Raw genomic sequence first — 25617 nt, 5'->3', positions numbered from 1 at the left:
GCGGGGCTCCGCCACTGGAGCCCTGACAAGTACAACGCCAATTGAGGAAGTGACATGCTGAATAGAAAAGTCATTGCTTCGTTCCTTGGGCGGCCCGTGCTTGGCAATGACCGTTCGGGCGCGCGCTCCCGCCCGTGCTGTCGAATGTGACGTTCGTCCTCCTTCCCGGAATAAGACAGTCAGTTCGCCATGTCTGCGCCGTGCGTGCGCAGAGGGAGTCTATTTATGAAGAAGCAAGTTATCGAATACGCCGGCGTTCCCGTCGGCATCGTCGTTCCCGATCAGGATCGGCTCAAGTTCATCGCCGTAAAGTATCATGTCCATGATCTGGACGAGCAGCATTTCAGAAATGCGGACGAAGTGAAGCTCGCGATCCGCGATCTCCTTTCCCGCCAACAGGCCAAGCCGATCCATGTTTGATGGGTCGGATCGCCTGCGCTTTTACTCAATTCCCATCCCAGCCCTCACCCTTTGATAAAATCAGGGTGGGGGTTTCTTATTTGAGGCCTTTCGCATGGCTTCCTCCGAAGGAAGCTTCCGCGCCGGCTCCTTGTGAAATACCGAAGCTCCAAAGCCTTCAGTTCCGGACCGCTTGGGTTGAATAAACCCATCTTGTCTTTTCACCCTCTTTACGATCCTATCGCCATGACGGCCTCGCGTTGCAACGGCGAAGGATTTTTCATTGGCTGACCTCCTCAATCTCCTGACCGATGTCGAAGGCGTCGCTGTCGGTCACTCGACCGACCTTGCGCTCGGCTCCGGTGTCACCGCTATCATCTTCGACGAACCGGCAGTTGCTTCCTGCATCGTCCTCGGCGGCGCGCCGGGCGGGCGGGATACGGCATTGATGGATCCCGCGATGACGGTCGGCACCGTGGATGCTCTCGTGCTCTCGGGCGGCTCGGCCTTCGGGCTCGACGCCGCCGGCGGGGTGCAGGCAGGTTTGAGAGAGATCGGGCGCGGCCTGAAGGTCGGCGATGCACTGGTACCAATCGTGCCGCAGGCAATCCTTTTCGATCTCATCAATGGCGGAGACAAGGATTGGGGGCTGCATTCGCCCTATCGCGATCTCGGCTATGCGGCCTTCAAGGCGGCACGCAAAGAACCGTTCGCGCTCGGCACGGTCGGTGCCGGCACCGGTGCCACCACGGCGACGGTGAAGGGCGGCCTCGGCTCGGCAAGTGCCGTCAGCAGCAGGGGATACAGGGTCGCCGCCATCGTCGCCGTCAATGCGCTCGGCTCCGCCACCATCGGCGACGGCCCGCATTTCTGGGCGGCTCCCTTCGAGCAAAACGGCGAATTCGGCGGCCTTGGCATGCCGCAGGTGACCGATTCGCGCCTGCGCCTGAAGGGCACCAATGTCACTGCCACAACCATCGGCGCCGTCGTCACCGATGCACAGCTGACCAAGGCGGAGGCTCACCGCCTGTCTATCTCAGCCCATGACGGCTTTGCCCGCGCCCTGCTGCCGACCCATCTGCCGCTCGACGGCGACACCGTGTTTGCAGCATCCACCGGCAAACATGCCCGTGACGACATGCCAAGTTTCATGGAGCTTTGCCATCTCGCCGCGACAGTCATGGCGCGCGCGATTGCCCGCGGCGTCTATGAGGCAACGGCGCTGCCGGTCGAAGATGGGCAAGCGGCGTGGCGGGACCGCTTCGCCAAACTCGGCCTCTAGCGGGAGGCATCGCGCATGCAGATCCGCGCGCTGATCTATTTCGACGAGTTGGTGCGGACCAATTCGATGCGTCAGGCGGCCGAAAACCTGAACGTGGCGCCGACGGCCATCAGCCGCCAGATCGAGAACCTCGAATATTACTTCGGCACGCAGCTGGTCGAGCGCAGCGCCCGCGGCATCAAATTGACGGCCGCCGGCGAATTATTGGCGGAGCGCGCCGGCCGGACGCTGCGCGAGCTGGATCATGTTCACCAGTTGATCGAAGACCTGAAGGGCCTGCAGCGCGGGACGGTCAGCATCTATGCCAATGGCGCGTCCGTCGCCAATATCCTTGCGCCGGCGCTGGCCGAGTTCATCCTGCGCTATCCGCGTCTGCGCTTCGAAGTGACCATCACCAGTGCCCGCGGCGCCATCGAAGCCGTCAAAAATGCCGAAGCGGATGTTGCGGTGACGTTGTTTGCTCCGCCGCTGTCCGGGATTCAGGTGCGCCTTCGTTCGGAGCTGATCTATGACGTGATCGCCGCGTCCTCCCATCCGCTGGCAGCCGCGAAAGAAATCACGCTTGCCGAAATCGCGGCGCACGCGCTTGCCGTTCCCGATCGCTCCTTCGGCGCAAGACAGGCCTTCGACGCGCTGTTCGAGCAGGAGGGCTTGGCGCTCGACCCCGTCTTCGAGACCGGCTCGCTGGAAATGCAGAAGGAACTGGTGTTGCGCGGCGCAGCAATTACCATGCTACCGGCGCTGACGGTTCAAAGAGAGATCGAGGCCCGTCAGCTCGTCGCACGGCCCGTTGCGGGCAGCAAAGGGGTACGAACACCGGTGGAACTCTGCGTCGCGCCCGATCGCCAGCTCTCCTTCGCCGCCGGCAAGCTGCTCGACTTCATCGAGCGCTTCATGCATCAGCAACTTTCCGCCGGGAGGAGGCAGGATTGAACGAAACGCGGTAAAGAACGAAAGCGGTGCAGCGGTTTCGGCTACACCGAGCACACATTTTCGGAATTGTGTGTGCGCCTATGAGATGACACTATCCGGAAAAAGACCGCAGGCCGGAGGGAAGCCGGACATGCGGGCAAAAGCAAGGGAACCGACATGACCAAGTTTTCACGTCCGAGCCTGGGCGACGTCGCGCGCCGGCTTGCCTATGGCGCCACAGTTTCTGCGGGCCTGCTGCTGATGGGGCTGACACAGGCCGAGGCCGCGAAGACGACACTCAATCTCGGCATGAGCGTCGAGCCGACGGGACTCGACCCGACGATCGCCGCGCCCGTCGCAATCGGCCAGGTCACCTGGCAGAATATTTTCGAAGGCCTGGTTGCCATAGACGAAAACGGCAAGATCGTGCCGCAGCTCGCCAAGAGCTGGGGGAGATCGCCCGATGGCCTCACCTATACGTTCAAGCTGCAGACCGGCGTGAAATTCCACGACGGCGAGGCCTTCGATTCGGCCGCGGCGAAGTTTACGCTCGATCGCGCCCGCGGCGCCGATTCCGTCAATCCGCAGAAGCGCTTCTTCTCGACCATCGCCTCCATCGACACGCCGGATGCGGAAACGCTTGTGCTGCATCTGTCCTCGCCGACCGGCAGCCTACTCTATTGGCTAGGCTGGCCGAGCTCCGTCATGGTCGGGCCGAAGTCCTCCGCCAACGACAAGACGACACCCGTCGGCACTGGACCCTTCAAATTTTCCGCCTGGACGAAGGGCGACCATGTCGACCTCGTCAAGAATCCCGACTACTGGAACAAATCGGTCGATGTGAAGCTGGAGAAAGTGACTTTCCGCTTCATTTCCGAGCCGCAGGCGGAGGCCGCGGCGCTGAAGGCCGGCGATCTCGATGCCTTTCCGGAATTCGCCGCGCCGGAGCTCATGAGCTCCTTCGAGGGCGATGCCAGGCTGACGACCAAGATCGGCAATACCGAGCTCAAGGTCGTAGCCGGCATGAACAACACCCGCAAGCCTTTCGACGATAAGCGCGTGCGCCAGGCCCTGATGATGGCGCTCGACCGCAAGACGATCATCGAAGGCGCGTGGTCCGGCTTCGGCACGGCGATCGGCAGCCACTACACGCCGAACGATCCCGGCTACAAGGACCTGACCGGCACGCTGTCCTACGACGCTGCCAAGGCCAAGGCGCTGCTCGCTGAAGCCGGCTATCCAAATGGTTTCACCTTCACCATCAAGACGCCCCAGATGGCCTATGCGCCGCGCAGCGCCCAGGTGATGCAGGCGATGTTTGCCGATATCGGTGTGACGATGAACATCGAGCCGACGGAATTCCCGGCGAAATGGGTGCAGGACGTTTTCACCGGCCGCAACTACGATATGACCATCGTCGCGCATGCCGAGCCGATGGATATCGATATCTATTCGCGCGATCCCTATTACTTCAACTACAAGAACCCGGCCTTCAACGAGCTGATGAAGAAGATTCAGCTCACCGCCGATCCCGCCGATCAGAACAAGCTCTATGGCGAGGCGCAGAGCATTCTTGCCGAGGATGTGCCGGCGCTCTTCCTGTTCGTCATGCCGAAGCTCGGAGTGTGGGACAAGAAGCTGAAGGGTCTTTGGGAGAACGAACCGATCCCTTCCAACGTGCTGACCAACGTTTCCTGGGAAGACTGAGCTCTTTTGCCTGCAGGCGCGGATGGGCGGATCGCTTCGCCCGCCGCGAACCATTTCGAAGCCAACCATTTCGATGCCGGGCATGATCGGCCATGGACTTGCTATGATCGTACTGCTCACCCGCCGGATTCTCGGACTTGTGCTGACGCTGATCGCGGTCTCGCTGCTTGTCTTTGCCGTCATGGCGCTGCTGCCGGGCGACCCGGCCGCGATCACGCTCGGCACTTCGGCGGCGCCGGAAACGCTGGCGGCGCTCCGTCATGATATGGGACTCGATCAGCCGCTGATCGTGCGCTACGGGCAATGGCTTGTCGGCGCGCTGACGGGCGATCTCGGCAAATCCTACACTTACGGCGTGCCGGTCGCCGGCCTGATTGCCGAGCGGCTTGCCGTTACCCTGCCGCTTGCGCTGCTTGCCATCCTGTTGTCGGTTCTTGTCGCCGTGCCGCTCGGCGCTGCGGCTGCCGCAAGACGCGGCGGCTTCTTCGATATCGTCGCCATGCTGTTTTCGCAGATGGGCATTGCCGTCCCGGGCTTCTGGGTCGGGCTCTTGCTGGTGCTTCTGTTTGCCACCTCGCTCGGCTGGATGCCGGCCGGCGGCTTTCCCGGTTGGGGCAGCGGATTCTGGCCCTCCTTGAAATCTTTGGTACTGCCCGCGATCGCGCTTGCGCTGCCACAGGCGGCGGTGCTGACCCGCGTGACGCGCTCGGCCGTGCTCGACACGCTGCATGAGGATTTTGCACGTACCGCGATCGCCAAGGGTCTGTCGCGCAGCCGCGTCCTCTGGGGACATGTGGTGCCGAATGCGCTGGTGCCGGTGCTGACCATTCTCGGGCTGCAATTCACCTTTCTGGTCGCCGGTGCCGTGCTGATTGAGAACGTCTTCACCCTGCCCGGGCTTGGCCGCCTCGCCTATCAGGCGCTCAGCCAGCGCGACATCATCGTTCTGCAGGATGTCGTGCTGTTCTTCGCCGGCCTCGTCATCGTCGTGAACTTTGTGGTGGATCTCTCCTATCTCGCCATCGATCCGCGATTGCGAGCGGGAGGTGCGCAATGACTGCAGTCGAGACCAGAGGTGCCGCGCCGTCTTCCCGCCGCCGTTTCCGGGCGCTGCGGCGGATGAATCTCATCCTCGGCGCCCTCATCATCCTCGCTCTTGTCGGCGTCGCCATCCTCTCTCTGTTCTGGACGCCGGTGCCGCCGGCGAAGATGCAGATTCTCCACAAACTGCAGCCGCCCTTCGGCTTCGGGCTTCTCGGCACAGATCAGATCGGCCGCGACGTCCTGTCGATGCTGATGGCAGGCTGCTGGAATTCGCTTTCCATCTCCGTGTCATCGGTCGCTATCGGCGGAACGATCGGAACGATCATCGGCGTTTCCGCCGCAGCCCAACGCGGCCTGTTCGAGGCGCTCGTGATGCGCGCCTGCGACGTGATCTTCGCCCTGCCGCCGATCCTTTCGGCCATGATCCTCGGTGCATTTCTTGGGACCGGCCGCTCAACGGCAATCATCGCCATCGCGGTTTTCATGGTGCCGGTCTTTGCCCGGGTCGCGCTCGGGTCCGCCTTGCAGGCCTGGAGCCGCGACTATGTGCTGGCGGCGCGCGCCATCGGCAATACGCAGCTTTCCATCACGCGCCGCCATGTCCTGCCCAACATCATGGGCAGCATCATCGCCCAGGCGACGATCCAGCTCGGCCTTGCGATCCTGACGGAGGCCGGACTCGCTTTCCTGGGCTTGAGCGTACCGCCGCCGGCCCCGACCTGGGGACGGATGCTGGCCGATGCGCAGACCTATTTCCACGCCGCGCCGTGGCTCGCCCTGTTGCCGGGACTTGCCATCGCGCTCTGCGTGCTCGGCTTCAACCTGCTCGGCGACGGGCTGCGCGATCTCCTCGACCCCCGCGAGGCGACACGCTGATTGAGATATGAAGAGTTTGGATCATGACCGAAGCTACCGACCTTTCCATCCGGGACCTCAGGCGCCAATTTGCCGACAAGAGCCTGTCTCCCAGCGAATACTGGCTGGCGCTCGAGAAGCATATCGAAGCATGGGAGCCGACTATTGCTGCTCTCTATGCCTATGATCCCGAGGATGCCCGCAAGCAGGCCGCCGCCTCTACGGAGCGCTGGGCGAAAGGCGCGCCGCTCGGAACCCTGGATGGGATTCCGGTGACGCTGAAGGAGCTGATCGCCACCAAAGGTCAGCCGGTGCCGCTCGGCACGGCGGCCGTCGATCTGATCCCTGCTGCCGAGGATGCTCCGATCGCCGCCCGGATGCGCGAGGACGGCGCGGTGATTTTCGCCAAAACCACCTGCCCCGATTACGGCATGCTCTCATCCGGCCTTTCGAGCTTTCACAAGCTCAGCCGCAACCCCTGGGACCCCAGCCAAAATCCGGGCGGCTCCAGTGCCGGTGCGTCCGCCGCCGCGGCGGCCGGCTACGGGCCGCTGCATATCGGCACCGATATCGGCGGCTCGATACGCCTGCCGGCAGGATGGACCGGCATTTTCGGCTTCAAGCCGAGCAATGGCCGCATTCCGATCGATCCCTATTATCTCGGGCGCTGCGCCGGCCCGATGACTCGGACGGTGGAGGATGCCGCCTTTTCCATGGCGACGCTCTCGCGGCAAGACTGGCGCGACAGCACCAGCCTGCCGCCAAATGAGATCGACTGGATGGATCTCGATATCGACATCCGCGGCATGAAGATCGGCCTCATACTGGACGCCGGCTGCGGTCTGCCTGTCGAGGACGAGATACGCGATGCGGTCATTGCTGCCGCCAAGCGTTTCGAAGAGGCAGGTGCCATCGTCATCGACGTTGCACCGGTGCTGACCAGACAGATGCTGGATGGCCTCGACGCTTTCTGGCGTGCGCGCTTCTGGGGCGACATCACGGCCTTGAACGAGGAACGCCGCAACAGCATTCTGCCCTATATATACAGCTGGGCGCAGGGCGGCGCCGATATCAGCGGCGTCGACGCCGTTCGCGGCTTCAACCAGACCTACGAGATGCGCAAGAGCTGCGCCAAGCTCTTCGCAGAGGTCGATGCCGTCCTTTCGCCGACCAATCCGATCGTCTCCTATCCCGCCGAATGGGCTTCGCCCACCAACGATCCTGCGCGGCCTTTCGAGCACATTGCCTTCACCGTTCCGTGGAACATGTCGGAACAGCCGGCTGCGTCGATCAATTGCGGCTTCTCCCGCTCCGGCATGCCGATCGGCGTGCAGATCATCGGCCCGCGTTTCGGCGACATGCTGGTGCTTCGCCTCTCGAAGGCCTTCGAGGACTGGAGCGGCGGCGTGACGAACTGGCCGAAGCGGCCTGCGTGAACCGAGCTTGAAGGCCAGCTAGTCCAGGGACAACGGCACGGACAGACTGACCTTCACCCGGTCCATGGTCACAAGTGACTTGAATTTCGTGACATTCGGATTGTCGTAGAACAGACGTCGGGCAACGTCCTCATAGGCGGACATGCTGGGGACGACGATGATGAGCACGAAGTCGGCCTCGCCGGTGACACCGTAGCATTGCTGGACTTCCGGCGCTTCGAGGAAGCTACGTTTGATGGTGTTGATCAGGTCGTACCGCTCGTTTGCGATATGCACCTCGACGACGATGGTGATCGGCAGGCCCACGGCCGCCGGATCGACGACCGCGATATTGGCCTGAATGACGCCACTTTCCTGCATGCGCTTGATGCGCCGCTGCACGGCGGGCGCCGACAGATTGATCCGTTCACCGATCTCCCGTTGCGGAACCGTGCTGTCCCGTTGAACAACCTCGAGGATTGCCAAGTCGAACCTATCGAGATCGGCGCGTTTGCGCATTTCAAAACATCCCTATCGCAAAGAAGAAACAAAATTGCATGAAACCGGTCATAATGGAGCCAAGTCCTCTTTTCCTATGTACTAGCTTTGCGCCACACATCATCTGATTTGCAAAGGCACGAGAATGTCACAGCCGGACACCGAATACGATATGCGCAGCGCGAGCCTTGGTGAAACCGAAGATACGAAGGGTTTTCTTCTTGGCGTTGTGGCGATGATCCTCGCGGCGCTGGCCATGAGCATTTCTCCGAGCCTCGTGCGTCTTGCCGATGTCGGGCCTTTCGCCAGCGCCTTCTGGCGTGTCTTTCTGGCGCTGCCGGTCCTTTGGATATGGATGCGATATGGTGAGGCGGCGGAGCCCGATGCGCCTCGCTCCAGCTTTGCGATACCGACGATCCTTGCCGGCATTGCCTTCACGGGCGACCTGTTCTTCTGGCATCTCTCGATCATGCGGACGACGATTGCCAACGCCACCTTCTTCGCGACGATGGCGCCGCTCTGGGTCGTCATCTTCGGCTGGCTTCTCTTGAGACAGCGTGTCGGCCGCGCCACTCTTCTCGGTCTCCTCGTCTGCCTTGCGGGCGGCACGGCGCTCGTCGTCCAAAACCTGGCATTCAATCCGGACCGCGCCGTCGGCGATGCTCTCGCCATCATCACCGGCGCCTTCTTCGGCCTTTATTTCTTGGCGGTCGGTGCCGCGCGTCCTGGGACCAATGCCGCGCGCGTCACTTTCGAATTAAGCGTCATAACCTCGGCGATCCTGTTCGTGATCGCCTTCTTCTTCGAACCGCGTATCCTGCCGCAGTCGATCTCGGGATGGAGCGTGCTCCTGGCGCTCGGCCTCATCAGCCATGCCGGTGGACAGGGACTGCTTTCGGTGGCGCTCGGACGATTGCCGACCGTATTCTCTTCGCTCGTCATTTTCCTGGAATCGATCGCGGCCGCCCTTTTCGCCTGGTTCCTGTTCGGCGAAAACGTCACGCTGCTGCAGGCGCTTGGCGGCATCGTCATCGTCGCCGGCATCTGGATCGCGCGTCCGCGCACGCCGTAGACTGCTGCCGCGGCAAATGCTGGAAGGGTTGTCGCTACAGTGTTTCGGAGCGCGATCAGTCGATGAAACGGCGATAGCCGGTCGGCCGCTCATAGAGCCAACCGATGCGTTCGATGGCGGCGGCAAAATTCTCCCGGGCGACGGTCATGGTATGGCCGTTGGCATGGACGATTGTTTCCGGATCTTCCATGATCGCGACATGCCCTTTCCAGAAGACGAAATCGCCGCGCTTCAGCTCCTCGCGTTCGATCGGCTGACCGAGGCCGGCGGCCTGCATGTCGGTATCGCGCGGTGCGGCACGGCCCGTCATCGACAGCGCCAACTGCACGAGGCCGGAACAATCGATACCGAGGCCCGAGCGGCCACCCCAGAGATAGGGCGTCTCCAGGAAGCGCAAGGCGACATCGACAAAGTCGCCGCCCTTGTTATAGCCGATGGGCTGGACATGTTTGGCGAAAATGGCGGTTCCATCCTCCAGCACGACATAATGATTGCCCCGCGCCTCCGCCGTACCGGTCACATGCACGAGGCTGCCCATGGAGAGGGTTGCAGCATGCGGCTTGCGCAGCTCCGGCTCAGGATAGAGGAAGGTGCGCTGGGGGACGACGATGTGGGTCGGGGCCGCCGCACCCTCCTTGATGGCCGTTTCCGGGAGATAGCCGACGTAACCGTCGGACAGAGCCTTGACCCAGCACCACCCGTCGCGGCGCTCGAATATCGCCACCTCTTCGCCCATCAGCAGCTCGGTGTCGATGCTGCCCGAGGCGAGATCCGGCTTCGGCCGGAGCGCAATGACCGGCACGGCAACGCGTGCGCCAGTACCATCGACGAAGCGCTCGGCCTCGACCTTGCCCTTGAGAGAAGCCTCGGCGAGATCAGGCCTGAAAGCATTGAGACGGCGGTCGAGCATCATGATGAAATCCCCGGATTATAATTTTCGGCCATGCTCGATGATGAGATCGCCGAGTTTTTCAAGATAGAGCGCGCCGGTGACTGTTCGCTTAATGATGACATTGCGGCGATCGCGGTCATCGCGCACGCGGTCGACCAACCCCATCTCTCCCATGGTGTCAAGCGCCCGGGTGATGACCGGCTTGGTAACGCCCAGGGTTGCGGCCAGACCGCGCACGGTATGAGGCGGCGGCACAAGATAGATCTGCAGCAGAATTGCCGTCTGCCGAAGCGTCAAATCATGATCCTCGCGGCGCACCTGAGCAAGCGTCACGCCATGCCAGAGGCCGAGAGCCTGCGAGGCGGTGAGTTCAAGCGGCAAGGGCAACCCCGAAATTCGTTACGCTGCCGTTCCAGTTTCGGCCAAGATCGTGGCGGTTTCAAGGGGAATTCACCAACACCTTGTCCCCGCAGTGCGGGGAGAAGGTGGGATCGAGACATTGAGCGAAGCGAAAGGGAGGCTCGGATGAGGGGCTTTCCCGAAAGCAGCCGAAAAATCAAAATCTTCGTCTTTTCGGACTACTATTCGTAGTGGTCAGGTCGGTTCGTCGCTGTGACGCTCCTATGCCTGGCCCCTCACCCTAACCCTCTCGCCACATGCGGGGAGATGGGACTATAGCCCCTATCGCACGCTCTGCCTGATATAGTGATATAGCGCCCGGATCGCCTGCGCCTCACCGCCGCCGGGTGAATGCGGCCGCTCGCTCGGCGCCCACCCGAAAATATCGAAATGGACCCAGCTCGGCGTCTTCGTTACGAAGCGCTTGAGGAACAGGGCAGCCGTAATGGAGCCGGCCATGCCACCGGCCGGGGCGTTGGTTATATCGGCGAATTTGGTGCGGATATCCTTGTCGTAGCCCATATAGAGCGGCATCCGCCACAGCGGATCATCCGTCTCCAGGCTCGCTTCCGTAAGATCGTTGGCAAGTTCGCTATCGTCGGTGAAGAAGGGCGGCAGATCGGGGCCGAGCGCAACGCGGGCCGCGCCCGTCAATGTCGCCATGTCGATCATCAGGTCCGGCGCGTCCTCGTCGGCATAGGCGAGCGCATCGGCGAGGATCAGCCGGCCCTCGGCGTCCGTATTGTCGATCTGCACGGTCAGGCCCTTGCGGCTCCTGTAGATATCGCCGGGACGGAACGCATTGGCCGAGATCGAGTTCTCGACGACGGGAATGATGACGCGAAGATCGACCTTGAGCTTGGCGTCCATGATCATCAGCGCCAGCCCCATGACATTGGCGGCGCCACCCATGTCCTTCTTCATGAGCAGCATCGAGGATGCCGGCTTGATATCGAGGCCACCGGTGTCGAAGCACACGCCCTTGCCGACCAGCGTGATGCGGCGATGGCCCTTCTTGCCCCAGCGCATCTCCAGAAGGCGCGGCGCATCGGCGCTCGCACGCCCCACCGTATGAACCAGCGGGAAATTCTCCTTGAGCAAATCGTCGCCGATGATGACGGACATATCCGCCTTGTAATGCACCGCAAGTGCGCGGAAGACGGCTTCGAGCTGTTCCGGCCCCATGTCGTTGGTCGGCGTGTTGATGAGATCGCGGGCCAGGAAAACGCCTGCAAGCTGGCGCTTGATATCGGCGGCATCGGCATCGCGAGGGATCATCAGTGTCGGTGCCGCGGCTTTTTCGGACTTATAACGATCGAAACGGTAGCTGCCGAGGCCGAAGCCAAGCGAGAGCCGATTTGCCGTCAAGGGTGCCGTCTCGATATGCCAGTCGCCGGCCGGCAAGCTGCGCGCCAGCTTGCCTGTGAGGAAGGGTTGTTCCGAGGGATTGGAGCCGAGGCCAAAGAGAGCGCCGCCCAGATGCCCCTCAGCGGTGGGGATCAGCAACAGCGAACCGCTTTCGGCCTTGTAACCCGCCCTGCGTGCCCAATCGAGCGCGATAGGATCGATGGTGCCCGTCTCGATATGCGCCGGAGTGACGGCAAAGATCGGCAGGGTCGCGCCACCTTTCGAATTGAAGGGCGTCGCGCGCTCGATGAATTGAAAGGGGGCCATGACTATCCTTTGGCGGGTGACTTGGAGGAATCGAGAGTTAACCGTCTGTTAGGGTTAACAGATTATTGCTGGAGCGAACATTGCGTCGAACCTTTCCCTGTTCCGATTCTAGGCCGGGCGCAAGACTATAGGAATTCAGGGATAAGCGTCATGCCCGCCGTCTCAGCTGCGTCTTCATTCAGAATCTTTCTTTTCCGGGGAGCTTCGGCCGCGCTTCTGGCGCTCGCGCTCGCAAGCTGCTCGACGACCGGACAGGACAGGATGACGACGGGCTCGGTCCCCAAGACATCGAAATCTCTCGATACGATGAACAGCACCGAACTCGCTCAGGCGACGGCAACGTTCGGCAAGGCCTATGATGCCAATCCCAAGGATCGCGATGCCGGCGTCAGCTACGCCAATGCGTTGCGCATGAGCGGCCGCAACGACCAGGCGCTCGCCGTCATGCAGCAGGTGGCGATCGCCAATCCGAACGATCGCGGCGTGCTGGCGGCCTACGGCAAGGCCCAAGCGGCGGCAGGCCAGCTCGAGGAGGCCCTTTCGACCATCGACCGCGCCCAGCTTCCGGATCGGCCGGACTGGCGCCTTGTTTCGGCGCAGGGCGCTATCCTCGATCAGCTTGGACGCTCCCAGGACGCACGGGCCAAATATCGGGATGCGCTGATGCTGGCTCCCAACGAGCCGACCGTCCTTTCCAATCTCGGCATGTCCTATGTGCTGACCGGCGATCTCAAGAATGCGGAAAACTATCTCCGCACGGCCGTTTCGCAGCCGGGCTCCGATAGCCGCGTACGGCAGAATCTGGCATTGGTTGTCGGCCTGCAAGGCCGCTTTGCGGAAGCCGAACAAATTGCGCGGCAGGAACTGACGCCGCAACAGGCAAACGCCAATGTCGCCTATCTGCGCGGCATGCTGGCGCAGCAGAACTCCTGGCAGAAGCTTGCCGCCAGCGGCGACCGCAGGAAAGTCGCACAACAATAAGGCTGCGCAGAGCAGCCATGACGCCCTCCTCGCACAACTTTCGGATAGACGCCGCGCGCCAATTCAGGCGTATGCTCGGCAGCTCCAGACACTTAACGCCATAAGTGACGCGGCAGCCCCTCGGCAACAAGCCGTGCTCCGAGAGCGCCGATGACGGCACCCGCTACCCTGTCGATCCAGAGCTTTGATCCGACATAAAGTGCACGCGGACGGTTGGAGGAGAAAGCCAGCGTCACTACGGTATACCAGCCAACCTCGACCAGGAAGACTGCGGGCGGAACCGTAAAGAGCAGCCAGGCAGCCGGAGCAGCCGGCAGGAGTGCGGCGAAGATACTGCCGTAGAAAATGGCCGTCTTTGGATTGCTGAGCTGCGTGCCTAACGCGAAGAGGAAGTTGCGCACCACGCCACCCTCCACCGGCGTTGCCGGCGCGTCGATCGGAAGATCGTCCGCCGCGCTGCGCCAGATGCGGATACCGACGTAGATCAGATAGAGGCCGCCGCCGATTTTCAGTGCGAGATACAGCCATTCGACTTTCATCAGCAACGCACTGAGGCCAAACAGGGCCAGGGTCGCGAAAATGACGCTGCCGGTTCCCATGCCGAAAGCCGCGGCAAGTCCCGCCTTGCGCGAGCGCGAAACGGCAATGCGCGAAACGAGCACGAAACTTGGGCCGGGACTTACGGCCCCGATAAAGACGGCGGCTATGACGCTGAAAAATATTGCCAGGGATGACATGCGCGACCTCCAAGGGCGCCCGATGCGAACGACTTGCGTTTTCCGGAAGATACTCCGACGCAATCGGCGATATTGCATGACATAACCATGTCCGCCGCCGTGGGCAAGCAGGCAGCTCAGAACTTGTCCATCGCCTGGATGATTGCAGGTCCGAGAATCACGGCCATCAAGACGGGCAGGAAGAAGATGATCATCGGCACGGTGAGCTTCGGCGGCAGCGCGGCAGCTTTCTTTTCCGCCTCGTTCATGCGTTCGTCACGGCCCTCCTGCGCCATGACGCGCAGCGCCTGCGAGAGCGGCGTACCATAGCGTTCGGCCTGGATGAGCGCCTGCGTCACCGATTTGACGAGCTCGATCTGCGTACGGGCAGCGAGATTGTCGAAGGCGATGCGGCGGTCCTGCAGGAAGGAGAGCTCGGCCGTGGTCAGCACCATTTCCTCGGCAAGTGCTGGGGATTGCTCCGCCATTTCCTCGGACACGCGATGCATGCCTGCCTCGATGGAAATGCCCGACTCCACGCAGATCAGCATCAGGTCGAGAGCATCGGGCCAGGCGCGCTTGATCGACTTCTGGCGCTTGGTCACCAGATTGGAGATGTAGATGTTCGGAGCATAGAAGCCCACATAGGCGAAGCCGATGACACCAAGCAGGCGGATCGGCAAAGGCTTTGCGGCGAACCAGCCGAGAACGAAGACGACGACGATCGCCACCGCCAGAAACACGAAGGGCAGCAGGAACCGCGCCAGCAGGAACATGTTGAGCGCATTTTCCGACCGCAGGCCGGCAGACCGCAAGCGATTGACGGTATTGGCATCGACAAGCGCGTTGCGCAGGTTGAACCGCTCGACGATCTGTCTGACGTTTCGATTGTTGTGGCTGCGCAGCGATGCCTTGCCGCCTTCCGCATTCAGCCGTGCCCGCTCGCGCGCACGGATCTGTTCGCGCTCGGTCGACACGGCCTTCATGCGCTTGCTGAGATCGCCGCGCTCCAGCAGCGGTATCGCGATCGTATAGAAGGTGGCGAAAACGGCAATGGCAACCGCCACGGCAATCAGCGTGCCGGGATCGGTTAAACGGGCAGCGAGATCGGACATGGGCTACGCGGCTCCTTCCCGCTCAGATCTCGAAATTGACCATGTTGCGCATGATGAAGATGCCGATCGACATCCAGATGCCGGCTCCGAGCAAGATCAGATGGCCGCGCGGATCGGCGAACAGGATCATCATGTATTGCGGCGACGTCAGGTAAACGAGCAGCATGACGATGAAGGGCAAAGCGCCGATGATGACGGCGGATGCCTTTGCTTCCATCGACAGCGCCTTGACCTTCGCCTTCATTTTCTTGCGTTCGCGCAGCACCTTCGAGAGGTTGCCGAGCGCTTCCGACAGGTTGCCGCCGGCCTGCGCCTGAATGGCGATGACGATCGCGAAGAAACTCACCTCCTGCAGCGGCATATGGTTCGTCATGCGGGTGCAGGCCTCAGACATGCTGAGACCGACCTGCTGGGCCTCGACCACGCGGCGGAATTCCGTCTTGACCGGCTCGCGCGCCTCGCCGGCCACCAGCCGTACCGCATCGTTGAGCGGCAGGCCCGAGCGAAGGGAGCGAGTGATGAGATCGAGCGCGTTCGGAAATTCCTCGAGAAATTTGTTCCGCCGGCGCTTGATGAGGAAGCTTATGACCCAGCGAGGCAGGCCGAAAACGGATGCAAAGAGCATGCCCAGAATAACGAGGGGAGGCGCTCCGGCAATGAAGAGGATCAGCATGACGAACAGGCCGAACAACGCGCTGAAAATATAGAAGCGTGCCGGGGTCAGAGGCAGATCCGCCTGCGCCAGACGCGCTTTCAGCGACTGCTTCTTTTTCGTGTTTTCCGACTGCCGCCGCTCCAGATCCTTCAGCGTATCCTGCACCGATTTGCGGCGCTTGGACATTTCCTGAACGCGGTCGCGCGCCGCCTTGACCTTGACCCGGTCGGTCTCGGCCTGCTTGACCCGATTGACCCGGCTTTCGGCCCTTTTCTGCGTTTCGATCCGCGAATAGAGAATGCCGTAGCATACCGCGGCGGCGGAAACCGCCGCCAGCAGCACAATCAACAGCACTATCGGATCGATACCGAACATCGTAAATCCTATTGCGCCTTCTGTTCCATCTCATCGAGGGCGGCTGCGAGGCGCCGCTCCTCGTTGTAATAGCGGGCACGATCCCAGAAATGCGGCTTGCCGATGCCGGTGGAGACATGCCGGCCGATGATCCGGCCGTTCGCATCCTCGCCCTCGATCTCGTAACGCATCAGATCCTGCGTGATGATCACATCGCCTTCCATGCCGATGACTTCCGTGATCTGGGTGATGCGCCGCGAGCCGTCACGCAGGCGGGCGGCCTGGATGATCACGTCGATCGAGGTGGAAACGATCTCGCGCACGGTCTTGGCCGGAAGGCTGAAGCCGCCCATCGCGATCATCGATTCGATACGGCTCAGGCATTCGCGCGGCGTATTGGCGTGGATCGTGCCCATCGAGCCGTCATGACCCGTGTTCATCGCCTGCAGCAGGTCGAAAACTTCCGGCCCGCGCACTTCGCCGACGATGATGCGTTCGGGACGCATGCGCAGGCAGTTCTTGACGAGATCGCGCATGGTGATCTCGCCCTCGCCTTCGATGTTGGGCGGGCGCGTTTCCAGGCGCACCACATGCGGCTGCTGCAGCTGCAGTTCGGCGGTATCCTCGCAGGTGATGACGCGCTCGTCGCGGTCGATGTAATTGGTCAGGCAGTTCAGAAGCGTCGTCTTGCCCGAACCGGTACCGCCGGAAATGACGACATTGCAGCGCACGCGGCCAATGATCTGCAGCAGTGTCGCGCCTTCGGGCGTAATGGCGCCGAAACGAACGAGCTGGTCGAGGGTAAGCTTGTCCTTCTTGAATTTACGGATGGTCAGCGCGGGACCGTCGATCGCCAGCGGCGGCGCGATGACGTTGACGCGCGAACCGTCGGGAAGGCGCGCATCGCAGATGGGGCTGGATTCATCGACGCGGCGGCCGACCTGGCTGACGATGCGCTGGCAGATGGAAAGGAGCTGCGCATTGTCGCGGAAGCGGATTTCGGATTCGACGGTCTTGCCGCCGACTTCGATGAAGGTCTGGCCGGCGCCGTTGACCATGATGTCGGCGATGTCGTCGCGGGCGAGAAGCGGCTCCAGCGGCCCATAGCCCAGCACATCGTTGCAGATGTCCTCGAGCAACTCCTCCTGCTCGGAGATCGACATCGCGAAATTCTTGATCGTGATGATATCGTTGACGATATCGCGGATTTCCTCGCGCGCGGCCTCGTTGCCAAGCTTGGAAAGCTGCGAGAGGTCGATCGTGTCGATCAGCGCGGAGAAGACCTGCGATTTCGTATCGTAATATTCTTCCGTGCGCGCCACGCGACGCCGGCTGGGCGTCTGCATCGACGGCGGTACGACCTGCTGACGCGGCTGTGCGGAATCATGGGACGGCTCTATCAGCACGGTCGGTGCCGTTGGCCCGCTGCCAGCGGCGGGCACGCGCGCCGGCGCCGGCGGAGACATCGCACCGCTCTTTGCAGGACCTTCATTTCCGCGCTTGCCAAACATCTCTCTGATCCATTTCTACTGCTGCTGCACGGCCTTCATGAAAGATCGCCTTCGGAAGCCCGTGCGAAATCGAACGATCATTTTCGTTTCAGAAGGCCAAGCAAACCGCCCTTTCTAGCCTTCTTCAAAGCGACACGCCCGGTGACGATGTGCGCTATCTGCGAGAAAGTCTCCGCGACCGGCGACTTCGGATCGGTTTCCGCGATCATCTGCCCGCTGTTGGCGGCATTGCCGAACAGGTTGATGTCGAAGGGGATGATGGCGATCGGGTCCGTCTCCAGCGGCGCGCAAAACTCCGAAGGATTGATCTCCGGACGCTTCGGCATGCCGACCTGATTGAGAATGAGGTGCGGCGCCTTGTCGTTGGGCCGCAACTTGCGCAGAGCGTCGATGAGGTTCTTGGCGTTGCGCAGATTGGCAAGATCGGGCGCGGCGCAAATGACGACCTCGTCTACCGCGCCAAGCACCGAGCGCGTCCATTCCGTCCAGACATGCGGCACATCGAGAACCGCGACCGGGGCACTGCGCTGGAGGACTTCGAGCACCGGCAGAAAAGCCTGCCCGTCGAAATCATAGGCGCGATCCAGCATCGAGGGCGCCGCCAGCAGCGAGAGATGCTGGGAACATTTGGTCAGCAACCGATCGAGAAAGACCTCGTCGAGACGCTCCGGCGCATAGACGGCTTCGGCGATCCCCTGCGCGGGATCCTGGTCGAAATCGATATTGGCGGTGCCGTAGGGCAGATCGAGATCGGCAAGGATGGTTTCGGTGGAGAAAAGACTTGAAATCCCGAAGGCGCAATTATGGGCGATGGTGGATGCACCCACCCCGCCCTTGGCGCCGATGAAAGCGATGCTGCGCCCGAGCGGCTCGGCATCGGGATCGATGAAGATCGCCGCTATCGCCGTCATCAGATCGACCATATCGGTCGGTTGCACGACATATTCGGAGATACCGTTGCGGATGAGTTCCCGGTAAAGGCCAATATCGTTGTGATAGCCGACGATGATGACCTTGGTGCTCGAATCGCAGACGGCGGCGAGCGGTTCGAGTTCGGCCAGCAGATCGCGCGGACCGGCGCGCGTCTCCAGAATGATCAGATTGGGGGTCGGCGCCGAGGAGAACATATTCGCCGCGGCTGCGACACCGCCGCTGGTGATGCGAAGGCTCACCTTGGACATGCGCCGATCGTTGGCGCACTGATCCATCACCTGCTGCAACTGTTCGCTTTCGCAGAAGGCATGTATGGAGATACGCGGCAGCGGCCGTAGATTGTCGAGATTGCCCGAGCGCGAAACTTCCTCCGCTTCCGAGGCAGTCGAGCCGATATCGTATTCGATGGCGTTCATGATTTCATCCTGTTCCGCCGGCCTCTTGCGTTCAATTTCCGCTACCGAAGCCGCCGACCGTCGCCGTGCTGGTCGGAGTTGAGCCGCTGCGATAATCGCTGATGACCTTGCTGCGCTGATCGGCATCGATCGGCGTCATCGCGCGCGGCGAAATCAAATCGGTCGGATTGGCGACCTGCGCCGCCAGATTATGCTGCGTCGCACAGCCGAAATTATAATAGTTCTGATTGTCGAAAGCGTTGTCGGAAAGGTCGTCCGGCCACTGGCCGCAGGCATTGGTGGCCGCCGTCGTTGCGGTAAAGCGCAGGCGGATCGGCGCAGCATCGCCCGGGCCGCCCGCCGGGTAATAGCTGTTGACAATTCGCGCCGACGGAATGCCGTTCGTGACCAGCTCCCGACGGATTTGCGAGTCGAGCGCCGATGCGGCGAAGGCATTTGGCGATTGCCGCGGCGACAGGATTTCCACCGTGCCGCTTGCATGGGCGCGATAATCTTGCACGAAACCCCGAACCGAATCGCGCATGCCTGTTGTCAGGTGCCGATCACTGGCCGCGACCGGTATATCGACGCTATGCTCCTTTTCGGTGAGCACGATGGGATGCCGTTGGCGATAGTCATCCCTGAGGGCGCTCGTCGTCATGCCATCTGGGGAGCCCGCGCAACTGCTGACGGCTGATATCAGCGCCAATGTCGGGAGGATCAGCATCGATCTTGAAAAACGAGGCCGGGCACCGCAGGGTATAGGCCGGGCACCGCGGGGTATATTGCGTTCGAGGCTGGCCATCTCTTGCTCTCTCGTTGCCCTCGTTGAAAAGGCTGGCGTCATGCTCCCGCTCCTCACTTGTAGATGAAGCCGACTGTGCCGTGGAAATCGGCATCGGCGACCGGCGGACCATCCTTGCGGCCGTAGATCTTGTTGACACGGTTCATAAAGAAGACACCGGCATCGTTCGTCGGAGAAAAATTGTCGTCGGGACGGGCAAGCTTGTTACGCGCTACGGGGCGCACGAGATAGGGTGTCGCGATAATCACCAGCTCGCTCTCATCCCGCTGGAAGCTCTTCTGACGGAACAGAGCACCCAGGATCGGAATCTTCGATGCACCCGGCGTTCCCGAGGTCGTCTGCTGCACGTTATCGCTCAGCAAGCCGGCAAGCGCGATCGATCCCCCGGATGGCAGCTCGACGGAAGTATTGGCGGCACGCTGGTTGTAGGTCGGGGTGGATGACGATGCGACGGGTTCCGAGACCTGCGTCTGCACATGCAGGCTGATGCGACCACCGGCCAGGACCACAGGCGTGAAGGCCAGCGTAATACCATAGGTATAGGGCGTAATCGTCGTGTTGCCGTCCTTGTCGGTCGTGGAATAGAGCGTCTGACCACCGGAATTGAAGGTGGCAGCCTGTCCGGAAATGGCGGTCAATGTCGGCTCCGCCAAGGTACGCACGGCACCTGCCTGCTCGAGAGCATTCAGATAGGTGCTGATATTGTATTTGCCGAGCGCGTATTTGAAGAGTGTCGAGATACCACCCGCCCCGGTAGCGTTTGTGGGATCGCCGTTTACTCCCAGGAAATTTGTGGTTCCGCTGTTTCCGATATTGCCGAGTTGAGCGACGCCCAGGCCAGAGGAATTGCTGACCAGGTTGTCGAAACCAATCTGCTTCAGGACGCTGCGCTTGATTTCGGCGACGGTCACCTTGAGCGTCACCTGATCCTCGCCTTCGATCTGCAGCATGTTGACGATCTGCGAAGTCTGCCGCCCTTCGGCGAAAATGGCGACTGCGTTGTTGTCGCCGCTGCCGGAGGCGGTCTGATTTCGTGTCGTCGCTTCGCCTCCCTTGAGGAAGGCTTGGGCGAGCTGCTGTGCGCGGATCGAATCCTGCGGCGTGCGCACGATGCCGGTGAGGACGATGTTGTCGGAGATGATCTCGACGTTGATATCGGAGTCCGGGATGAAGCGCTTGATGTTATCCTGCAGGCCAGCAATATCGCGCTCGATCTGGAGGTCGAGGCTGACGATCTCCTTGCCGTCGGCACCGAAGATGAAGATGTTGGTCTGGCCGACAGTCTTGCCGAAAAGATAGATGCGGCGTGAGGTTCGCGTCACCGCATCGGCCATCTTAGGATCGGAGACAAGGATGTCGTGAGCATCGGCCGGCAGATCGACGACTAGTGCCTTGTTGAGACCAAGCTTCAAAGTGCGCTTCGTGCCGAGGCCGGCTATGGTCACGATACTATCCGAACCGCCCGCGAAAGCCCGAGGCACGCGCAGAAAGGCCGGGCCCAGAGGCAGCCCGGCAAAGGCAACGGAGAAGGAGAGGCCAAAGGCGAGAGGCAGGCTGGCTTTCTTGCTTGTCTTTAACATGGTCTCGCCCCTTCTCACTGCGGCTTCGGCCCGGTGGGGCCGTCGGTCACGATCGCTCCCGATTTGATGACCTGGATCATGCTGCCGCCATTGTCGCCGGCCAGCAGATAATCGGCAGCCGTCGTATCGGGCTGCTGTGCGTCGGCAACGGAGCGCAATGCCAATGTCAAGCGATCGGCCATCTGATGAGCGACCGCCAGGACCTTCGTCTGGTCCGGCGTCAGCTCCAGCGTCGCGGTTGCGCCGACGACGGCTTTGCTTCCGTCCTGCTTTTCCTCGATCTGCTGATCGACTGCCAAAACGCGAACGTTGCTGAGCACGGTTTCGGTGACGAGTTGCTGCTGTGAGCCCTTGCGCACCATGATCACGTCGACGCGGTCGTTCGGAAGGATAAAGCCGCCGGCTCCTGTGGAGACGGAAATCTCCGTTGCGACCGCCCGCTTGCCCGCCGGCAGCAAGGACGAAAGGATACGGCTGTTTGAATCGGCAACCTTCTCCTCGCGAATGGGCTCGCCCTCGAAGATCGGGAGGCGAACAACCGCGCCGGTCAGATCTTTCGGCGCATCGGGTCGTTCGCGTTCCGTGATGAGGCCTTTGACCAGACCGCTTTCAGGCCAAGGCATCCAATGGACCGACTGTTCGTTAAGACGTGCGCCGACAGGCAGATTGGCACCGGCAACAAGGACGTTGACCGTCGCCTCCTTCTCAACGACCGCCGCGATCTGCTGGGGAACGATATCGCGCGAACTAGCCAGGCGCATCGCCAGCAGACCGGCCATCCCGGCCGCGACGGCTGCCACAGCGAGTATCATTATGCGAGCGGGTTTCATGGTCATTCCTTGAGGAACAGGATTCTTCGCCCTGCAGAATGACCGGCAATTGGTGTAATTATGGTTAATGGGTGGTTACATTTATTGTTATTTAACCGTGATTACTTGGTGTATTAGAAATATATATGCGAGTTGTTTTTTCTCGCCACCTCAAGCCAAGGCGCGTGTTGCCGCAATCAAGACTGGTGAAGACGGAAAGGCGAGAATGCCGCCAATCGCGATCGCGATGCCGTAAGGGATTTTCTTGGCGATCACCAAAGAATTCGGCAGCGGGAGACCGATGGCCAAGATCGTGTTGGCCTGCGAGCGGAGCAACATGATCAAAATTGTAACTACACCGCCGATAAACGCGACGTAGACCAAGAACTCTAGGAGCGATGCATCAAAGCCAAACCAAAGCGCAGCAGCAGCTAGGAGCTTTGCGTCACCACCACCCATAACGTTCAGTGCGAATAATGTGAAACAGGCAAAGAATACGGCACCAGCACCGGCCACGTGCGTGCCGATTTCAGCAACGGACAGTCCGACAAGAGGCGCCAGCACAAAGAACGATATCGCGAGCGCCAGCGACAGACGATTTGGGATCGTCATGGTCAGCATATCCGAGATCGCCGCGATCGACATACAGAGCGGAAAGATAAATAATACCGCGGCTTCGACCACGACAATATCCAGTCCTATGTTAACAACGTAAAAATCGCTCGTTTTGCTGAGCGATTTTATCGCAAGCATTCCGTTACAATACTACTATCCATCAATGCGCCGCTGAAGCAGTATTCATCTGATTCGAAATATTCTGGAAGGTGTTGCTAAGTGTATTTCCTAGGGTGGTTGCGCCAGTAATGATCGCAACTGAGATCAGAGCGGCGATCAAGCCATATTCGATGGCGGTGGCGCCCGATTCATCCTTCAAAAAGCGCGAGAAAATCTTGAACATGAACTTACTCCATTCAATTCGTAGACAGCACGTCTAACAACTATTGCCGTTGATCGGATGAATTGTACTGAAGCTGCGCGCCGTTACCATCGCTCTAATCGTCGTAACCGACATGGACTGCGGGCAAATAACAGTGCCTCGGCCTCGATAATGACAATGATCCAACCTGGCGCACCTCAAAGGCAAAACCGCTCACTTTACTGAGCGGTTCCTCCATTAAGCGCTCCGCTACACGACTAGAACCGATTAATGCGCTGCCGAAGCAGTGTTCATCTTGTTCGAGATGTTCTGGAACGTGTTACTAAGCGTATTTCCGAGGGTCGTCGCGCCGGTGATGATGGCGACCGAGATCAGGGCGGCGATCAGGCCATATTCAATTGCGGTCGCGCCGGATTCATCCTTCAGAAAACGCGAAAAAAGCTTGGACATAAGTTTAACTCCACTTTGTTGACAGCACGTCCGCCAACTGTTGCCGTTGATCGGATGAACTGCACGGTAGCCGCGCGCCGTTTCCATCGCTTTAAAGAATTAGGTTAACTCATAGTAAATACAAAAGCGAAAATAGAACAGTTAATGAAACATCTTATGTTCTTCCTTGCATTTTAAAGAATTTCTTCAGCCAGATCGAGATTATTAGATGGATGAATATTAGGGTGATATAGGTTTCGTCTCGAAACAATACACGATTGTCGCGATGACGTGGCGATGACGGTTGTGCATGGGACATCCGAGCCATAATCGAACGATGCCAGGTCAGCTTAATCGTTCATTCACCATTCTTTCCCATTCTATCCGGAAATTCTTTTCGCCACAGCTTTCCAAGAGGCCAAGCCATGCCAATCGGCGGCAGAACAGCATTCCTTGCCTGCATCGTTGTCGTGGCCGGCATCATGCCGCAACTTTCCCACGCTGCCGGAGAGAGCATGCTGCGCGTTTATATGGATCACGCGCGCGTATTGAAGCTCGATCGCCCCGTCAGCAAGGTCATTGTCGGCAATTCGCAGGTCGCGGATGCAACGGTCGCCGATCCGAAAACCATCGTGCTGACCGGCCGCAGCTTCGGCACGACCAACATCATCCTGCTCGATACCGACGGCAATGCGATCGTAGACGAGCAGATTCTGGTGTCGATTGATGAAGGCAATACGGTTCGTGTTTTCCGGCAGACGGATCGAGCCGTCCTATCATGTACGCCGAATTGCGAACAGCACGCCCAGCAAAACAATACGGCGACGCCGGCCGCCGCCTCAGGGCCATAGTAACATTCAATAACGAAAATATTCTAAAGTACTTTTATAAGAATTGGCTTACGCTCGATAATCTAGTTTCCTCTAAATATGAATAGAGAAGAGAAACGGATTATCAAGAAAGCAACTCTAGTGTCTCCGCATTAAACATCGCGGATGACCTATGACACCAGCGAACGCGCTTCTCGCCAACACGAGCCCTGCACGGCAACGTGCCCGGGGCAGATTGCGCGAGCTCATGCGTTCTCGCGATGGGACGGCGGCGATTGAATTCGCTCTGCTTGCGATTCCCTATTTTCTGATCATCTTCGCCATTATCGAAACCTTTGTCGCCTTTACCGCGGAGCAAGTCGTTTCGAACGCCGTCGATACTCTGTCGCGTCAGATCCGGACCGGACAGATTACGGCGGCCAATACCAGCTCACAGCAATTCCGGCAGGCATTCTGCAATGAGATTTCCGTGCTCATTACCTGCTCTTCTTCCGAACTACAGACGCCGACAAATCTCTATCTCGATGTGGAAAGCTATTCGAGCTTCGCATCCATGCCGACGACGATCCCACGCAAGTCGTCAACCGATCCCTATTCCGACCTCAGCACCACAGGTTTTACTTTTGCGCCGGGCGGTGCCAAATCGCTGAACATGGTGCGCGCCTACTATCGCTGGGGGATCATAACGGATCTGCTGCGCCCCTATCTAACCAACGTGCATCCGACCGACGGTTCGGCGTCGGTCTATCTCATCGTCGCAACGGCGGCCTTTCAGAACGAGAATTATCCATGAGCGGCCCCGCGAGCATGACCGGGAGGGACGGTGCGCGCCGCGGCATCCTGAGACGATTCAGCCGCGACGAGCGTGGCGTCGGCGCGATCGAATTCGCCATTCTTTTTCCCGTATTGCTGATGCTCTATCTCGGCGCTTTCGAGCTTACCGTCGGCCTCAGCGCCTCGAAGCGAGCCAGCCGTTCGGCCGGTTCGATTGCGGATATCATTTCGCAGCAATCGTCGGTCACAAAGTCCATACTTGCGACAATGCCCTCTGTCGCCGGTGCTATCTTCGCACCCTATAGCACCGCCGGCCTGACGCTGAAGATCACCGGCATCACCATCGACGCTTCAGGCAAGGCCACCGTCACATGGTCCTGGGCGCAGGATGGAACCAGGCCATATACGGTTGGCTCGACGGTCACTTTGCCCGCCAACATGAACCAGGCGAGCACATTTCTCGTCCGCAGCGAACTTGCCCTGCCCTATCAGCTCCTCAGCTTCGGCGCCAATTTCCTGCCGAGCGGCACAAACCAGATCACCATCAGCCGGCAATATTACTATCGCCAGCGTGTCGGCACTTCGATCAGCTGCAGCGACTGCTGAAAACTTCGCCGCTGAGAGGTGTTAAACAGCGCTTCCAA

The 25617-nt window shown here is 60.3% G+C and carries 27 protein-coding genes; 12 read left to right on the top strand and 15 right to left on the bottom strand.

What is annotated here, in order from left to right:
• Positions 1-225 precede the first annotated feature (225 nt).
• From C7U61_RS01115 to C7U61_RS01085, 7 genes are all read left to right on the top strand, one after another.
• A complete protein-coding gene (locus C7U61_RS01115) occupies positions 226-420 on the top strand; it encodes a hypothetical protein (protein WP_015338438.1) in 195 nt (64 codons plus the stop codon).
• Between the two features lie 262 nt (positions 421-682).
• Positions 683-1681, top strand: coding sequence for a P1 family peptidase (locus tag C7U61_RS01110; RefSeq protein WP_106996309.1), 999 nt, complete (start codon positions 683-685; stop codon positions 1679-1681).
• A 15-nt stretch (positions 1682-1696) separates the two neighbouring features.
• Positions 1697-2614, top strand: a complete 918-nt coding sequence (locus C7U61_RS01105) for a LysR family transcriptional regulator (protein ID WP_106996308.1) — start codon at positions 1697-1699, stop codon at positions 2612-2614.
• Between the two features lie 156 nt (positions 2615-2770).
• Entirely contained in the window at positions 2771-4300 is a 1530-nt protein-coding gene (locus C7U61_RS01100; RefSeq protein WP_106996307.1) for an ABC transporter substrate-binding protein, read from the top strand.
• A gap of 103 nt (positions 4301-4403) precedes the next feature.
• On the top strand, positions 4404-5357 hold the full coding sequence (locus tag C7U61_RS01095) for an ABC transporter permease (RefSeq protein ID WP_106996890.1): 954 nt from the start codon (positions 4404-4406) through the stop codon (positions 5355-5357).
• Positions 5354-6220, top strand: a complete 867-nt coding sequence (locus tag C7U61_RS01090; RefSeq protein WP_106996306.1) for an ABC transporter permease — start codon at positions 5354-5356, stop codon at positions 6218-6220. Before C7U61_RS01095 ends, C7U61_RS01090 begins: the two co-directional genes overlap by 4 nt.
• A 23-nt stretch (positions 6221-6243) precedes the next feature.
• Positions 6244-7635 carry an amidase gene (locus tag C7U61_RS01085; RefSeq protein ID WP_106996305.1) on the top strand — a complete coding sequence of 464 codons (1392 nt, stop codon included), beginning with the start codon at positions 6244-6246 and terminating at the stop codon, positions 7633-7635.
• 18 nt (positions 7636-7653) lie between these two features.
• On the opposite strand, the gene C7U61_RS01080 is transcribed toward C7U61_RS01085, so the two are convergent.
• Positions 7654-8133, bottom strand: coding sequence for an Lrp/AsnC family transcriptional regulator (locus C7U61_RS01080; RefSeq protein ID WP_106996304.1), 480 nt, complete (start codon positions 8131-8133; stop codon positions 7654-7656).
• A 124-nt stretch (positions 8134-8257) separates the two neighbouring features.
• Here C7U61_RS01080 and C7U61_RS01075 point away from each other — a divergent pair, with 124 nt between their 5' ends.
• Positions 8258-9184: a DMT family transporter gene (locus tag C7U61_RS01075; RefSeq protein ID WP_106996303.1), complete on the top strand. Its 927-nt coding sequence runs from the start codon at positions 8258-8260 to the stop codon at positions 9182-9184.
• A 55-nt stretch (positions 9185-9239) separates the two neighbouring features.
• On the opposite strand, the gene C7U61_RS01070 is transcribed toward C7U61_RS01075, so the two are convergent.
• The 3 genes from C7U61_RS01070 to C7U61_RS01060 form a co-directional block, all read right to left on the bottom strand.
• Positions 9240-10100, bottom strand: coding sequence for an NlpC/P60 family protein (locus C7U61_RS01070; RefSeq protein WP_181315780.1), 861 nt, complete (start codon positions 10098-10100; stop codon positions 9240-9242).
• Positions 10101-10112: 12 nt separating this feature from the next.
• On the bottom strand, positions 10113-10457 hold the full coding sequence (locus C7U61_RS01065; protein WP_106996889.1) for a MarR family winged helix-turn-helix transcriptional regulator: 345 nt from the start codon (positions 10455-10457) through the stop codon (positions 10113-10115).
• 300 nt (positions 10458-10757) lie between these two features.
• Positions 10758-12149 (bottom strand): M17 family metallopeptidase, encoded by a 1392-nt coding sequence (locus tag C7U61_RS01060; RefSeq protein WP_106996301.1) that lies wholly within the window; start codon positions 12147-12149, stop codon positions 10758-10760.
• 150 nt (positions 12150-12299) lie between these two features.
• On the opposite strand from C7U61_RS01060, the gene C7U61_RS01055 reads away from it, so the two are divergent.
• Positions 12300-13130, top strand: a complete 831-nt coding sequence (locus C7U61_RS01055; RefSeq protein ID WP_106996300.1) for a tetratricopeptide repeat protein — start codon at positions 12300-12302, stop codon at positions 13128-13130.
• A 92-nt stretch (positions 13131-13222) separates the two neighbouring features.
• Here the strand turns inward: C7U61_RS01055 and C7U61_RS01050 are convergent, their stop codons facing one another.
• From C7U61_RS01050 to C7U61_RS01000, 11 genes are all read right to left on the bottom strand, one after another.
• Positions 13223-13867, bottom strand: a complete 645-nt coding sequence (locus C7U61_RS01050) for a LysE family transporter (protein WP_106996299.1) — start codon at positions 13865-13867, stop codon at positions 13223-13225.
• 116 nt (positions 13868-13983) lie between these two features.
• On the bottom strand, positions 13984-14961 hold the full coding sequence (locus tag C7U61_RS01045) for a type II secretion system F family protein (RefSeq protein ID WP_106996298.1): 978 nt from the start codon (positions 14959-14961) through the stop codon (positions 13984-13986).
• Between the two features lie 22 nt (positions 14962-14983).
• Positions 14984-15991, bottom strand: a complete 1008-nt coding sequence (locus C7U61_RS01040; protein ID WP_106996297.1) for a type II secretion system F family protein — start codon at positions 15989-15991, stop codon at positions 14984-14986.
• A gap of 8 nt (positions 15992-15999) precedes the next feature.
• The gene (locus C7U61_RS01035) at positions 16000-17481 is read right to left on the bottom strand and encodes a CpaF family protein (protein WP_106996296.1); all 1482 of its coding nucleotides are present in this window, start codon (positions 17479-17481) and stop codon (positions 16000-16002) included.
• A 77-nt stretch (positions 17482-17558) separates the two neighbouring features.
• A complete protein-coding gene (locus tag C7U61_RS01030) occupies positions 17559-18830 on the bottom strand; it encodes a CpaE family protein (RefSeq protein ID WP_106996295.1) in 1272 nt (423 codons plus the stop codon).
• 31 nt (positions 18831-18861) lie between these two features.
• Positions 18862-19614 (bottom strand): CpaD family pilus assembly protein, encoded by a 753-nt coding sequence (locus tag C7U61_RS01025; RefSeq protein WP_106996294.1) that lies wholly within the window; start codon positions 19612-19614, stop codon positions 18862-18864.
• 53 nt (positions 19615-19667) lie between these two features.
• Positions 19668-21194, bottom strand: coding sequence for a type II and III secretion system protein family protein (locus C7U61_RS01020; RefSeq protein ID WP_106996293.1), 1527 nt, complete (start codon positions 21192-21194; stop codon positions 19668-19670).
• A gap of 14 nt (positions 21195-21208) precedes the next feature.
• Positions 21209-22024, bottom strand: coding sequence for a Flp pilus assembly protein CpaB (cpaB, locus tag C7U61_RS01015; RefSeq protein WP_106996292.1), 816 nt, complete (start codon positions 22022-22024; stop codon positions 21209-21211).
• A 150-nt stretch (positions 22025-22174) separates the two neighbouring features.
• The gene (locus tag C7U61_RS01010) at positions 22175-22687 is read right to left on the bottom strand and encodes a prepilin peptidase (protein ID WP_106996888.1); all 513 of its coding nucleotides are present in this window, start codon (positions 22685-22687) and stop codon (positions 22175-22177) included.
• A 91-nt stretch (positions 22688-22778) separates the two neighbouring features.
• Positions 22779-22961: a Flp family type IVb pilin gene (locus C7U61_RS01005; RefSeq protein ID WP_106996291.1), complete on the bottom strand. Its 183-nt coding sequence runs from the start codon at positions 22959-22961 to the stop codon at positions 22779-22781.
• A 246-nt stretch (positions 22962-23207) separates the two neighbouring features.
• Positions 23208-23390 (bottom strand): Flp family type IVb pilin, encoded by a 183-nt coding sequence (locus tag C7U61_RS01000; protein WP_004128206.1) that lies wholly within the window; start codon positions 23388-23390, stop codon positions 23208-23210.
• A gap of 404 nt (positions 23391-23794) precedes the next feature.
• Here C7U61_RS01000 and C7U61_RS00995 point away from each other — a divergent pair, with 404 nt between their 5' ends.
• The 3 genes from C7U61_RS00995 to C7U61_RS00985 all read left to right on the top strand — a co-directional run bounded on the left by C7U61_RS00995 (position 23795) and on the right by C7U61_RS00985 (position 25579).
• Positions 23795-24220: a pilus assembly protein N-terminal domain-containing protein gene (locus C7U61_RS00995; protein ID WP_106996290.1), complete on the top strand. Its 426-nt coding sequence runs from the start codon at positions 23795-23797 to the stop codon at positions 24218-24220.
• A gap of 151 nt (positions 24221-24371) precedes the next feature.
• A complete protein-coding gene (locus C7U61_RS00990; protein ID WP_106996289.1) occupies positions 24372-24992 on the top strand; it encodes a TadE/TadG family type IV pilus assembly protein in 621 nt (206 codons plus the stop codon).
• Positions 24989-25579 (top strand): TadE/TadG family type IV pilus assembly protein, encoded by a 591-nt coding sequence (locus tag C7U61_RS00985; RefSeq protein ID WP_245410717.1) that lies wholly within the window; start codon positions 24989-24991, stop codon positions 25577-25579. Before C7U61_RS00990 ends, C7U61_RS00985 begins: the two co-directional genes overlap by 4 nt.
• Positions 25580-25617: the final 38 nt, after the last annotated feature.

The organism is Rhizobium sp. JAB6 (genome assembly GCF_003024605.1).
Lineage (GTDB): Bacteria > Pseudomonadota > Alphaproteobacteria > Rhizobiales > Rhizobiaceae > Rhizobium.
The sequence above is the reverse complement of the archived record's forward strand: the minus strand, read 5'-3'. Positions and strand labels throughout refer to the sequence as shown.